Here is a 13,974-nt window from a genome sequence, read left to right on the forward strand (position 1 = left end):
AACGATACGCATGCGTGCATACGAGGGCAAATCACCGCCCTCAGTGTCGGCTGCGACGGCCTTCCTGGTTGCCGTACGAGGGTTCGCCGTACGGCTCGCTGCCGTATTCCGGGACACCGGAACCGGTTCGAAGTTGCTGACGTCCACGGCCGACGGAACGAATGGTGCCGCTGAGGAACTCCTCGAACTCCGCGAGTTTGGTGTCGACGTACACGTCGCATTCACTGCGCATCCGATCGGATTCGGCATGGGCACTGTCGATCACGCGCGCCGACTCGGCGTGCGCGGCTTGCACCACCTCGGTCTGGGACACCAACCGGTTCTGTTCGGCGGTGCCGTCGGCCACCGATCGCTCGTACGACATCGTGCCGGACTCGATCATTCGGTCGGCTTCGGTGCGGGCTCGAACGGTCAATTCCTCGTACTCGCGCTGCCCCTCGAGCACCGTTCGCTCTGCTTCTGCCTCGGCATCGGACACGAGCTGCTCGGCATGCGCCGACGCCTCGGACACCATGCGGTCCGCCTGGGCCTTGGCATCGGCGAGAATGCGATCGGCAGAATCCCGAGCGTTCTCGACGGTGTCCTGGGCTTCGGCATTGGCGGTTCCGACCGTCTTCTCCGCTGTGGCCCGGGCATCGCCCACCAGCTTGTCGCGATGGTCCAGAACGTCCTGCGCGTCGTCGAGCTCGCCGGGTATGGCGTCACGAACATCGTCGAGCAGTTCCAGGACATCGCCGCGTGGGACGACGCACCCGGCAGTCATCGGAACGCCGCGCGCCTCCTCGACAATGGCGACGAGCTCGTCGAGCGCCTCGAATACGCGGTACACCGGTTACCCCAATCGTCGAATCTGCCACTGCACGAGCCGACCGCCGCGCGGTCCAGCCACACAGTGCTGCGTCTGCCAGTCTGCCCGCCCAGACGCGCGTCGGCGCTATACCCGCCCGGTGTGTCGCTCCGCGAACTAGTCGGCGGCGCGCTCGGCGATACGAGCGGTCAGTCGCTCCTGCACGAACGGCGGCAGCATCCCGGTGACGTCTCCCCCGAAGGTTGCGACTTCCTTGATCAGCGAACTGGACAGAAAGCTGTGCGCTGGATTCGCCGGGAGGAACAGCGTGTCCACCCCGGTGAGGGTGCGATTCATCTGAGCCATCTGCAACTCGTAGTCGAAATCGACCGAGCTGCGCAGGCCTTTGACTATTGCCGAAAAGCCTTCTTGCCGAGCATAATCGACCAGCAGGCCGTACCACGATCCGACCCTGACGTTGGGCAGATGCTCCGTCGCGACCTCGAGCATCTCGATTCGCTCGTCGATGCTGAACATGCCCTTCTTGCTCTTGTTCACCATCACCGTGACCACTACCTCGTCGAAGGCGGCAGCGGCACGCTCGAAAATGTCGAGATGACCATTGGTCACCGGGTCGAAGGATCCAGGACACAGTGCGCCAGTCATGCCCGCGAACTTATCAGCCGACCGTTGTAGTGCAGATCGCGATCTCGATTCGACTCTCTCCGTACTTCTTCGACTTTTCCGCTACCAGACCGTCCGGCCACTCGGTCTCGGGCGAACGCGACGATCGCTCGAGTACGACCACCGCATCGGGTGCGAGCCATCCCCCGGTGACGAGCCTGTGCAGCAGGTCCGTCACCGCGCTGTCGGTGACGGCATACGGCGGGTCGGCGAGCACCAGGTCGTATTCCGTATCCGGTGTTCCAGCCAATACCGAGGCCACCGGGGCGCACTTGACCGAAGCGCCTGGTAGCCCGACCGAATCGATGTTCTGGCGCACCACCGCCGCCGCGCGCGCGTCGGACTCGACCAACACCGCAGACGATGCACCACGCGAGAGCGCTTCGAGCCCGAGCGCCCCCGATCCGGCGAACAGATCGAGAACAGCGGCACCTTCGAAGTCCATCCGGCTCTCGAGCGAGCTGAACAGGGCCTCCCGCACCCGCTCGGATGTCGGGCGGGTGCCCTGGCCAGGAACCGACAGCCGTCGACCCCCTGCCACACCCGCCACGATCCGCGTCATTCGCTCCCGGCCTCTTCGCCCGTCGACCCCCCACCGACGACGACCAGCAGATCGCCGCCCTCGACCTGTTGAACACCCGAGATCGCCAGCCGGGTCACAGTGCCGCCGCGAGGCGCGGTGATCGCCGCCTCCATCTTCATCGCCTCGATGGTGGCGACAGTGTCACCGGCCGAAATCTTCTGTCCCTCTTCGACGGACAGGGTCACGACACCGGCGAACGGTGCCGGGATATGACCGGAGTTCGATCGGTCCGCTTTCTCGACCGTCGGTACCTCGCTCGAGATCGATCGATCGCGCACCGACACCGGTCGCAGCTGACCGTTGAGAATGCACATGACGGTGCGCATGCCACGCTCGTCGGGGTCGGAGATGGCTTCGAGCCCGATGAGCAGTTCGACACCCTTCTCCAGGGTGACGCGATGCTCATCACCTTGACGCAGCCCGTAGAAGAACTGGTTGGCCGACAACCGGGTCGTGTCGCCGTACTTCTCGCGGTGTGCCTCCAGTTCCGCCGTCGGGCCGGGAAAGAGCAGGCGATTGAGAGTCGTACGGCGTTGCGCCGACGTGCCGTCGAGATTCTTCTCGTCCTCGTCGGTCAGAGGCGTGACCGGCTTGCCCGCACCTCGGCCTTCGAGAGCCTTGGTGCGCAGCGGCTCGGGCCAGCCTCCTGCAGGAGTTCCCAGATCGCCTCGGAGGAAGCCGATCACCGAATCGGGGATGTCGTATCGACTCGGGTCTTCGGCGAACTCTTCGGCCGAAGCTCCTGCACCGACCAGAGCGAGGGCCAGATCGCCGACGACTTTCGAACTCGGCGTCACCTTGGTCAGGCGACCCAACATCCGGTCTGCTGCGGCGTAATTGGCCTCGACCGTCTCGAACCGATCACCGAGTCCGAGCGAAATGGCTTGCTGCCGCAAGTTGGAGAGTTGACCGCCGGGAATCTCGTGGGTGTAGACACGGCCGGTCGGTGCCGGCAGTCCGGACTCGAAGGGCGCGTACACCTTTCGCACGGCCTCCCAGTACGGCTCGAGATCGCAGACGGCCTGCAGATCCAGCCCGGTGTCCCGGTCGGTGTGGGCCGCTGCCGCAACGATGGCCGACAGCGCCGGCTGGCTGGTGGTTCCGGCCATCGCCGCGCTGGCACCGTCGACGGCATCGGCACCGGCCTCCCACGCTGCCAAGTAGGTGGCCAACTGACCACCGGGTGTGTCGTGCGTGTGCACATGTACGGGCAGATCGAAATTCGACCGTAGCGCCGTCACCAACGTCTTGGCCGCTGGTGCGCGAAGCAGCCCTGCCATGTCCTTGATCGCGAGAACATGCGCGCCTGCTTCGACGATCTGCTCGGCCAACTTCAAGTAGTAGTCGAGCGTGTACAGGTCTTCGTTCGGGTTGGACAGGTCCCCGGTGTAGCTCAGCGCCACTTCGGCCAGCGCAGTTCCGGTTTCGCGCACCGCATCGATTGCGGGGCGCATCTGATCGACATTGTTGAGAGCGTCGAAGATGCGGAAGATGTCGATTCCGGTGTCGGTGGCCTCGGCGACGAAACTACGTGTCACCTTCTCCGGATACGGGGTGTAGCCGACGGTGTTCCTACCGCGCAGCAGCATCTGAATTGCGATGTTGGGGACGGCTTCTCGCAGACTCGCAAGTCGTTCCCACGGATCCTCGTGCAGGAACCGCAGCGCCACATCGTAAGTGGCACCACCCCACGCCTCTATGGAGAGCAACTGCGGCGTCGTGCGGGACACGTACGGGGCAACACCGAGCAATCCGCTGGTGCGCACACGAGTGGCCAGCAAGGACTGGTGCGCGTCACGGAAGGTGGTGTCGGTGACGCCGAGTGCCTTCTGGTTGCGCAGATCTCGGGCAAAACCCTCGGGCCCGAGTGCGAGCAATCGCTGACGCGAACCGTCGGGAATCGGCGCGGAGAAATCGACGGCAGGAAGTTTGTCGTGCGGGTACACCGGGGACGGACGTTCACCATGCGGCTTGTTGACCGTCACATCGGCCAGGTAGGTGAGAATTTTGGTGCCACGGTCTCCCGAAGAGCGCGACGTCAGTAGTTCCGGACGCTCCTCGATGAACGAGGTGGTGACCCGGCCTGCGGTGAAGTCGGGGTCGACCAGAACCGCTTGCAGGAAAGGAATGTTCGTCGCGACGCCGCGAATCCTGAACTCTGCCACCGCACGTCGGGCACGCGCCACGGCGGTATCGAAATCACGGCCACGGCAGGTGAGCTTGACGAGCATGGAATCGAAGTACGCGCCGACCTCCGCGCCCAGCGTGGTGCCACCGTCCAGCCGAACCCCGGCACCGCCGGGAGTGCGGTAGGCGGTGATGCGGCCGACGTCGGGCCGAAAGCCGTTCGCTGGATCCTCGGTGGTGATGCGGCACTGCAACGCGGCACCGCGCAACACGATGTTCTCCTGTTGCAGACCGAGGTCCGCGAGCGTCTCCCCCGAGGCGATCCGCAACTGAGACTGCACCAGGTCCACGTCGGTCACCTCTTCGGTCACCGTGTGCTCCACCTGAATTCGCGGATTCATCTCGATGAAGACGTGATTGCCGCGAGTGTCGAGGAGGAACTCCACGGTACCGGCGCACGAGTAGTTGATCTGCTTGGCGAACGCAACGGCATCTGCGCAGATTCTCTCCCGCAGCTCTGCGGACAGGTTCGGTGCCGGTGCCAATTCGATGACCTTCTGGTGCCGACGCTGCACGCTGCAGTCACGCTCGAACAGGTGCACCACATTGCCCTCGCCGTCGGCGAGTATCTGGACTTCGATGTGCCGAGGATCGATCACGGCTTGCTCGAGGAATACAGTCGCATCTCCGAAAGCCGACTCCGCCTCGCGCGCAGCCGCTTCGATGGACTCACGCAACTGCGCCGGTTCGGCAACTCGTCGCATCCCTCGGCCACCGCCGCCCGCCACCGCCTTGACGAACAGGGGGAAGGTCATGGACTCCGACGCTGCGACGAGCTCGTCGATGTCGGACGAGGGTTCCGACGACGCCAGGACCGGAAGCCCTGCGGCTTTCGCTGCCGCGATAGCGCGTGCCTTGTTGCCCGTCAGCTCCAGCACATCGGCGGAGGGACCGACGAAGGTGATGCCGGCCTCGGCACACGCTGCGGCCAGATCCGGGTTCTCGGAGAGGAATCCGTACCCGGGATAGACCGCGTCGGCCCCGCTCCGCTTGGCGGCGGCGACGATTTCGTCGACCGAGAGATACGCCCGTACCGGATGGCCCTTCTCCCCGATCTGATATGCCTCGTCTGCTTTCGTCCGGTGCACCGAGTTTCGGTCCTCGAACGGGAACACCGCAACGGTGGAGGCACCGAGTTCGTAGGAAGCACGGAAGGCACGGATGGCGATCTCGCCGCGGTTGGCAACCAAAACTTTGGAGAACATTGGCTCAACTTACCCGGCAGCATGGGCCTTCGAGGCGTACTGATCTCACCATGCGGGACGAATTGTTCGATTCCCTCGACTGAAACGGTGCAGTAGGGGCTTACTGGCTTCCCTGGTCGTTCCTGCAGGCTCCACTCCTGTCCGGTCAGGACTTCTGGAGGTAGTCGACCCGGTCGGATCGCCAGGCCGACCGCATCATCGACGCGATGCCAGGATCGTTCGCCAACGACGGGTCTCGTGCGAACAACGTCCGCGCGCAGTCCTGCGCGTCGGCGATGATGTCCTCGTCGTCGATGAACGACAGCAGCCGAAGGCCGCTGACCGTGCCGGACTGTGCGGCCCCGAGTACGTCACCTTCTCGCCGGGTGGCGAGATCCAGCTTTGCCAGCTCGAAGCCGTCGTTGGTCGCGGCCACCGCCTCGAGCCGGGCGAACGAACCGCCCATGGGACTGAGGTAGCTGATCATGATGCACAGACCCTGGTGTCCGCCTCGACCGATTCGACCGCGCAACTGATGGAGTTGACTGACCCCGAATCGGTCGGCGTCCATGATCACCATGACCGTCGCATTGGGAACGTCGACGCCCACTTCGACCACCGTGGTGCATACGAGGACGTCGATCTCGCCCGAATTGAACTCGGACATGGTGATGTCCTTGTCGTCACCCGACAGTCGCCCGTGCAGCAACCCCACCCGGAGATCGTGCATGGGACCGGCCGCGAGGGTGTCGTACATGTCCACCGCGGCCGTGGTCTCCGGCCCGTCGTCGGACTTCGAAGAGGACTTCTTCTTGCCCGTCTCGGCGTCGTCGCCGTCGCCGATCCGCGAGCAGACCACATAGGCCTGACGTCCCGCAGCGACTTCCTCACGGATGCGTTGCCACGCTCGATCCACCCATGCCGGCTTGGCTCTGGCAGGCACGACGTTGCTGATGATCGGTGACCGGCCGCGAGGAAGTTCTGTCAGTACCGACGTTTCGAGATCGCCGAGCGTCGACATCGCGATGGTGCGCGGGATCGGTGTCGCTGTCATCACGAGCAAGTGCGGACTTGTGTTGCCGCGAGCCTTGGCCCGCAACGCATCTCGCTGCTCGACGCCGAATCGGTGTTGTTCGTCCACGACGACCATCGCGAGATCGAGAAATTCCACGCGATCCTCGATCAGGGCGTGGGTACCGATCACGATCCCGGCGTCTCCGGTCACGGCATCGAGCAACGCGGACCGCTTGGCCGCAGTGGACATCGAACCGGTCAGCAGAGCGACCTTGGTCGCGAGCTCGTGCGATCCGAGCTCGCCACCGGCGGCGAGGCTGCCGAGCATCGACCTGATCGATCGCGCATGTTGGGAGGCGAGCACCTCGGTCGGTGCCAGCAGCGCACACTGATGACCGGCATCGATGACCTGCAACATCGCCCGCAGCGCGACGATGGTCTTGCCCGAGCCGACTTCGCCCTGCAACAGCCTCGACATCGGATGTGGTGCCGACAGATCGTTGGCAATCTCGGCTGCGACGTCGTGCTGACCGGCCGTCAACTCGAACGGCAGCCGGCGATCGAACTCGACTGCGATGCCGTCCGTGATCGGCGGGCATCGCGCGGCCACCCGAGTCGATGCGTCGCGCCGACGGTCCGCGAGAACGAGCTGTACGGCGAGGGCCTCGTCGAATTTGAGCCGTTCACGGGCGGAGTCCTTGTCCTGCGCGGTGTCGGGGAAGTGGACCGACCGCAGGGCGGTGTCGATGTCGACGAGTCCACGTTCTCGACGCACCGATTCCGGGAGCGGATCGGTCACGTCGTCGAGTTGGTCGAGGACCTGCCGCACGCACCGCATGAACGTCCAACTTTCGACGTCCTTGGTGGCCGCGTAGATGGGAACGAACGCCCGATCGAACACCGACATGTCGACGGCTCCCGAGGCGTCGACCGCCCCGCGGGCCAGACCGGCCAGAGTTCCGCCGCCGACGATGCGTCCCGCGGGCACGACGGCTCCGTCGTTGTCGTCTCCGCCCAGGATGACGTAGCTGGGGTGGGTGAGATTCCAGCGCTTGCCGAAATACTTCACCTTGCCGGAGAACATTCCCCGCCGACCTGGCACGACTACGTGCTTGAGCTTGTGCGGACTGAAGAAGGTGGCCTCGATCCGCTGTCCGTCGGCAGCGAGGGTCACTGCGAGGAACTGGCCGTTGCGATTCTTCATCGACCGCAGCGTCGCGGACTCGACCGTGGCGACGATGGTGATGTGCTCACCCTCGGGGGGCTCGCTTTCGCCGAGCTCGGAACCGTGCGTCATGTAGCGATGCGGATAGTGCCGCAGCAGATCCTCCACGGTATGAATACCGAAGGTGTCTGCGAGCGGGGTCGCCGCCGCGACTCCGAGAACGTGATCGAGCCGGTCCACCAGCGTTGCCATATCCGAGATTCCCTATTCCACTCCGAATTGCACGAGGTCTCCGGGCTGCCCACCTGCGTAGACCACCACGTCGACCCCGGGATGTGCACCCGTCACGTACTCGGCCAGCCGATCACCGAAGTCCTCCGAAGCCTGCGCCCCGACGAGTACCGTCACCATCTCTCCGCCGGTGGCCAGCAGCTGATCGATCAGACGGCAGCCCGCGTCGATCGGACGCCCGGCGACGATCACCACCTCTTGGCCCGCCAGGCCGATGCTGTCGCCCGGCTCGCACATACCCACCCACGTGAGCGACCGCTCCTGTGCGATGCGCAGTGAACCCCACCTGGTTCCCGCCGCCGCCTCGGACATCGTGAACGCATCGTCGACAGCAGCCCTCGCGGCATCGTGCACCGCGAGCGCGGCCAATCCCTGCACCATCGCAGAGCACGGCAGCATCATCACGTCCTTACCGTCGGCTCGAGCAGCGGCACCGACGGCAACCAGTTCTTGCGCCGACAGCGCCCCGTTCGGCAACACCAACACCTCGCGATGCTTGGCTGCGACAATTGCTCGCAGCAGTAGCGAGGAGTCGATCGGCTCGTCACACCGCACCACCGTCGCGCCTTCCTGAACGTAGAGATCGGCGGCACCGTCACCGGCCACCAGCGCCAAAATATCGCGTCCCACCGACAATGCCGGTCCACGGCGGGCGTCGCTGCCGACCCCGGGCCCGAACTCGGCCGAGCCGAAGCACGAGATGCGCACCCCGCGAACGCTTCCGGTGGCGATGCCGCAATCGACGGCAGCGCCGGGATCCGTGGTGTGGACGTGCGCAGACCAGGCCCCGGATCCGTCACCGGCCACCACTACCGAGTCGCCGAGATCGGACAGAGCACTGCGCAGTGCGGTTGCCTGCGCGTCGTCGATTCCGTGCACGACGTAGACCACCTCGTACCCCAGGGGCCGGCCGTGGGTGGACACCGCGACCGTCTCGGGTGTTCCGGTACAGCCGTTCGAGGGGCTCGATGCGTCGCCCACGAGTGTCCGTTCCCGATTCTGCGGGCGGTGGTAACGCCTGCGCGGCGGGGTGCGGCCGGTCACCACTTCGACCAGCGCATCGAAAACGACCGAGAGCCCGAGCGCTCCCGCGTCCACGACCCCGGCCTCGCGGAGTTCGACGAGTTGGTCCGTCGTGCTGTCGAGGGCGCGAGCAGTGGCCTCGGCGATGTCGATCACCAGCATGGAGAGGTCGACATTGGCGTCGTGCGCCGCAGCATCGCGATCGGCGGCGGCGAGCACGGTGAGCATCGTGCCCTCGACGGGAACGCTCACCGCATCCGAGACCAGGACCTGCGCACGTCGCAGCATCGCCTGGATCGAGACCGTGTCCAAGGGGCCGTCCGCTGCGGCCTCGGCAACTGCGCGCAGCAACTGGGAGACGATCACGCCCGAGTTACCGCGGGCACCTGCGACCGCACCGACGGCCAGTGCACGCCCGACGGCACGGGTGTCCGCGGCGGGTCCGGCCCCTCGCATCGACTCCACCGCGGCCCGGAAAGTGAACATCAGGTTGGTACCGGTGTCCGAGTCGGGGATCGGGAACACGTTGAGCGCATTGATCTCGTCGCACCGGGCAGTGAGGGAATCGACGCACCGGTAGGCCCACCGTCGCAGGGCCGCGGCATCGATCGAATCGAGAACGTCGACCACGTCGAGCAGCCTCCCCCACGTTGCATCGATACTCTTGTCCGTACTCCGGTCGCGGACGGTGCCCGAAGCTTAGTCGGGCAGGAATCGTCGGGCGCCGTCAGCGAGCCCACAACAGCGTCTGCGGTGGCAGTTTGGTGATTACGTGCTGCGCCGCTATTCTTGCAGGGTTGCCTCGAGGCGATCTTCACGCATTGCAATCCTTGCATCTGCACGTAGTTCGTTTCGATGTCTTCGACCACATGTATCGATCAACATCTATCAAGGAGTTCGCGACTATGGCTGCCGTCTGCGACGTATGCGCCAAGGGGCCCGGCTTCGGTAAGTCGGTCTCGCACTCGCACCGACGGACCAACCGTCGTTGGAACCCGAATATCCAGACCGTTCACGCTCAGGTTGCGCCTGGTAACTCCAAGCGCATGAACGTGTGCACCTCCTGCTTGAAGGCAGGCAAGGTGGTCCGGGGCTGATTTCGGCCTCGCTCTTCGATTTCCTCCACGGCCTCGACTGCGTGCGAGCACTGTGCCCCGCCCCCGGATACCCGGAGGCGGGGCACAGTCGTTCGTGCTCCCGTTCCGTACTGTTACACAGCCGGTCGGAACCGTGACGAACATGGCGAATCACGGGCACCGGCCGGTGACACCGGCCGAGCAGTCTCGAAGGCATGGCGACCACACGCACACTTCGGCGACACATGCCCGGCCCCACTCGACAACCCGCCCGAGGAACGAGCGGAGGGCCGACGATGACATGGATCGAACCGAGACGACTGGGCGCCGCGCTGGTGCTGCTGAATCTGGGAGTCGTCGTCTACTGCCTGGGCGTGTTGACGACCGCAGGCCAAACAGTGGATCAGCAACTGATGGTGAGCGCGGTAACAATGTCCGGGAACCTCGTCGACGTCTGCGCCGAATTCGTCGACCTCGTCGCACCGGTCTCGGCTGCAGGAGCGGTTCTCGTTGGATTTCTGATCATGTTCAGCGGCAACAGGATTGCCCTTACGCTTCGAGTGGGAATCATGACACTCGGACCGATTGCGACGGCCTGGATTCTCAAGTACTCGCTCGATCGACCGAACCTGGACGGCCTCGTCCAGCACAATTCCTTTCCGAGCGGCACCCTCACCTGCGTCACGGCTGTTGTCTGTGCGGTCTACTTCGCAACCGCTCGCCCCTGGCGGATCGTCGTCGCGATCAACGGAGCACTGCTCGTCCTCGGAACTGCCGTGTCGGTCGTCGTCCTGAAATGGCACCGCCCCGGTGACGCGCTCGGCGCGTTGCTGCTCGTCGGATGCTATGCCCTGGCGGTCTCCGCATTTCCGATCAGGATCTCCGACCCCCGACATTCGACGCTGGCCGACCCCGACAACGAACGTCTCGCGCAGGTGTGAGCCCTGTACCCTTGGCCGATCGCGATTGCCCCTACTACACAAGGTCTTCGACATGGTGAACATTCTCTTCGTGGAGGACGATCCAGCGGTGGCCGAAGCTATGACGTTGGGGCTGAACCGACTCGGTCACCGCGTGGACCATCGCCCCGACGGCAACGGTGATCTCGACAACGCGCTCGACTCCGCCGAGATCGTCTTGCTCGACCTCGGGCTTCCCGGTGCCGACGGCTACGAGATCTGCCGACGGATCCGAGCGCAGAGTTCGATCCCGATCATCATCCTCACGGCCCGCTCCGATGACATCGACACTGTTGCGGGTCTGGAAGCCGGTGCGGACGACTACGTCGTCAAACCCGCAAGCCCGCGAGTCCTGGATGCTCGCATCAAGGCTGTTGTCAGACGATCCGCCGACACGACACCCGCCGCGGCGACGGCAACCGCAACCGTCGAGCAATACGGCGATGTGACCGTCGACCGCTCGTCGCTACAGGTGCGGAAGGGCGGAACTCTGCTGACGCTGACGCCGACCGAGCTTCGGCTCCTGCTCGCCCTGACCGAGAACGTGGGTCACGTGCTCAGCCGAGGCCAATTGTTGTCTGCAGCATGGGACCAGGACTACCTCGGTGACTCCCGAATCGTCGATGCCGCGATCCAGAGACTACGCGGAAAAATCGAGGACGATCCCGCTGCACCGGCCGCCATCGAAACGGTGCGCGGGTTCGGATATCGATTCGATCCCGGCCCGGTTCGTTGATACTGTCCCGGCTCCGAGCCGACGGCCTGCGTACCCGACTGGTCCTCGTGTTCATCACCATCGTCGTGATCATCGCCGGTGCAACTGCCGGTGTGGTGTCGTTCATGGCGCGATCGTGGATCTACTCCAACGCACAGGATGTGGCGACGGCGCAGTTCCGCGACGAGCTACGAGACATCGACGGGGCCCAGGTGACCCGAACGACGGCATCCGAACTGGGACAGCTCTTTCCGTCCGACACGACGTTGCTCGTCGGCGGCGACGAAGTGCGACGGGGATCCGTCGACCCGGCCACGCTCTCCCCCGACTTTCTGGCTGGGGTGGACGGTCGCGGAGTCATCCGTTTCGTCCGACTCGACTCCGAACGGATCATGCTGGCCATGTCGGTCCGTGTCTTCGTATCGACCGACCCGGACGGCGCCGACACTTCGGTGACCATCCTCGCCATTCGACCGCTCGAGGGCGTGCAGGACAAGTTCGACGACCTTCTGCGCGCCGTAGGCCTCACCCTGGCGGGCGGAGTACTGGCCAGTGGGTTGCTCGGATTGTGGATCGCCTCGACCCTGGTGCGTCCACTCCGACGCCTCGATCGGGCCGCGGCCCGCGCCGCCGACGGTGACCTGAGTATTCGACTCTCCGAAGAGGGCGTGACCGAACTCGCCGAGCTGACGACGACCTTCAACACCATGATCGCCAGAAACGAGACGGTCATTCGCGGGTTGGAGGAGTCGGAAGAGCAGGCGCGCAGGTTCGTCGCCGATGTCTCCCACGAGCTCAGAACTCCACTGGCAGCACTCGTTCCGGTCGGCGAGATTCTACGAGAGGAGATACCGCAACTCTCGCCCGATGCGGGAGCAGCTGCCCGAATCGTCAGCGGCGAGATCGGGAAGCTCACTCGGCTCGTCGAGGATCTCATCGAGATGTCTCGTCACGACGCGCAACAGGCGCGCCTCGTTCTCGACGATGTCGACCTCGTCGAGCTCGTCCGACACTCGCTGACCCGCCGCGGATGGGCAGAGAGCGTCGAACTGCGCGGGCCGGAGAGTATCGACGCCACCGTGGATCCGCGACGCATCGACGTGGTGGTCGCAAACCTCGTGGGTAATGCACTGCGTCACGGCGAGCCCCCGGTACGCGTGGAGATGAACGCTCGTCCCGAGTGGGTGGACGTAACAGTGGTGGACCACGGGCCCGGAATATCACCGGAGGACAGCCACGCGATCTTCCGACGGTTCTACAAGGTGGACACCGCTCGTGGGCGCAGCGAGGGCAGCGGCCTCGGACTGTCCCTCGCCGTCGAGAACGTGCGCCTGCACGGCGGCACCATCACCCTCGACCGGGTGGATTCGAGCACGGTCTTCAGCGTTCGGCTGCCACGTCTTCGACCCCGGTAGCGGTCCTGGCAGAGGTCCTGGCAGCGGGCCCGCGTATCCGTGCCCGAGCACGGCGGCCCCACGGCGGACCGGAAACGTCGGTTAGAGTCCCGAACGTGACTTATTCGGACGCAGACATTTCCAGCAAGGTCAGCATCGAGGACGGTGTACTGCGCATCGTCGTCGCCACCGAGGCAGGCGGTTCCTCGCTCGACCTCCAGGGCATCGACGACGGCACCTCGACCCTCCGCTCCGTCAACGCCGGTGCAACCGAGATCGGAAGCGTCCTGCTCATCGGTCGGGGGCCCAATTTCTGCGCCGGCGGCAATGTGCGCGACTTCGCCGGTGCGGCCGATCGCGGTGCCTTCGTCGGTTCCGTCGCAGACACGTTCCATGCGTTCGTTCGTGAACTCGCCGCCGTCACCGTCCCGATCGTCGCCGGTGTACACGGATGGGCGGCAGGTGCGGGCATGAGTCTGGTGTGTCTCACGGATATCGCCATCGGCGGACCGTCCACCAAGCTTCGACCCGCGTATCCCTCGATCGGCTTCACTCCGGACGGAGGAATGTCGTGGACGCTGCCCCGCATCGTCGGTTCGGGCCGCGCGATGGACATTCTTCTCAACGACTCGATCATCAACGGGGAGGACGCAGTTCGTCTCGGGATTCTCAGCCGGCTGGTGGGCGACGACATCATCGACAACGAAGCCGAACGCCTGGCTCGAACTCTCGCCGTCGGTCCGACGTCGGCGTACCGAGGTATCAAGTCACTGTTGCACGCCTCCGAATCGGCAAGTCTGGCACAGCAGTTGGATGCCGAGGCCGCGTCGGTTTCGGCGGCCGCATCGTCCCCGGCCGGCCGAGAAGGCGTCGACGCATTCGTGGAGAAGCGTCGTCCCGATTTCTCCTGAT

At 64.9% G+C, this 13,974-nt stretch carries 11 protein-coding genes; 5 read left to right on the forward strand and 6 right to left on the reverse strand.

Features of this window, described 5'->3' with window-relative positions:
* Nucleotides 1-40: 40 nt before the first annotated feature.
* The 6 genes from O4220_RS08835 to O4220_RS08860 all read right to left on the reverse strand — a co-directional run bounded on the left by O4220_RS08835 (nt 41) and on the right by O4220_RS08860 (nt 9,548).
* The gene (locus tag O4220_RS08835; RefSeq protein WP_269603242.1) at nt 41-829 is read right to left on the reverse strand and encodes a DivIVA domain-containing protein; all 789 of its coding nucleotides are present in this window, start codon (nt 827-829) and stop codon (nt 41-43) included.
* A 135-nt stretch (nt 830-964) separates the two neighbouring features.
* Nucleotides 965-1,453 (reverse strand): pantetheine-phosphate adenylyltransferase, encoded by a 489-nt coding sequence (coaD, locus tag O4220_RS08840; RefSeq protein ID WP_032377025.1) that lies wholly within the window; start codon nt 1,451-1,453, stop codon nt 965-967.
* 13 nt (nt 1,454-1,466) lie between these two features.
* A complete protein-coding gene (gene rsmD, locus O4220_RS08845; protein ID WP_269603243.1) occupies nt 1,467-2,033 on the reverse strand; it encodes a 16S rRNA (guanine(966)-N(2))-methyltransferase RsmD in 567 nt (188 codons plus the stop codon).
* Nucleotides 2,030-5,446, reverse strand: coding sequence for a pyruvate carboxylase (locus tag O4220_RS08850; RefSeq protein WP_269603244.1), 3,417 nt, complete (start codon nt 5,444-5,446; stop codon nt 2,030-2,032). The genes rsmD and O4220_RS08850 overlap by 4 nt, the downstream gene beginning before the upstream one ends.
* A 145-nt stretch (nt 5,447-5,591) precedes the next feature.
* Complete coding sequence (recG, locus tag O4220_RS08855; protein WP_269603245.1) at nt 5,592-7,856, reverse strand: ATP-dependent DNA helicase RecG; 2,265 nt, start codon at nt 7,854-7,856, stop codon at nt 5,592-5,594.
* A gap of 12 nt (nt 7,857-7,868) precedes the next feature.
* Nucleotides 7,869-9,548, reverse strand: coding sequence for a DAK2 domain-containing protein (locus O4220_RS08860; RefSeq protein WP_269603246.1), 1,680 nt, complete (start codon nt 9,546-9,548; stop codon nt 7,869-7,871).
* Nucleotides 9,549-9,823: 275 nt separating this feature from the next.
* On the opposite strand from O4220_RS08860, the gene rpmB reads away from it, so the two are divergent.
* The 5 genes from rpmB to O4220_RS08885 all read left to right on the forward strand — a co-directional run bounded on the left by rpmB (nt 9,824) and on the right by O4220_RS08885 (nt 13,973).
* The gene (gene rpmB, locus O4220_RS08865; RefSeq protein ID WP_008717389.1) at nt 9,824-10,015 is read left to right on the forward strand and encodes a 50S ribosomal protein L28; all 192 of its coding nucleotides are present in this window, start codon (nt 9,824-9,826) and stop codon (nt 10,013-10,015) included.
* Nucleotides 10,016-10,290: 275 nt separating this feature from the next.
* Nucleotides 10,291-10,935, forward strand: coding sequence for a phosphatase PAP2 family protein (locus tag O4220_RS08870; protein ID WP_269603247.1), 645 nt, complete (start codon nt 10,291-10,293; stop codon nt 10,933-10,935).
* A 52-nt stretch (nt 10,936-10,987) separates the two neighbouring features.
* On the forward strand, nt 10,988-11,689 hold the full coding sequence (locus O4220_RS08875) for a response regulator transcription factor (RefSeq protein ID WP_269603248.1): 702 nt from the start codon (nt 10,988-10,990) through the stop codon (nt 11,687-11,689).
* Between the two features lie 47 nt (nt 11,690-11,736).
* Nucleotides 11,737-13,083, forward strand: a complete 1,347-nt coding sequence (locus tag O4220_RS08880; protein WP_269603249.1) for a sensor histidine kinase — start codon at nt 11,737-11,739, stop codon at nt 13,081-13,083.
* Between the two features lie 95 nt (nt 13,084-13,178).
* Nucleotides 13,179-13,973 carry an enoyl-CoA hydratase/isomerase family protein gene (locus O4220_RS08885; RefSeq protein WP_269603250.1) on the forward strand — a complete coding sequence of 265 codons (795 nt, stop codon included), beginning with the start codon at nt 13,179-13,181 and terminating at the stop codon, nt 13,971-13,973.
* The last annotated feature ends 1 nt before the right edge of the window (nt 13,974 follow it).

Source organism: Rhodococcus ruber, assembly GCF_027270735.1.
Lineage (GTDB): Bacteria > Actinomycetota > Actinomycetes > Mycobacteriales > Mycobacteriaceae > Rhodococcoides > Rhodococcoides rubrum_A.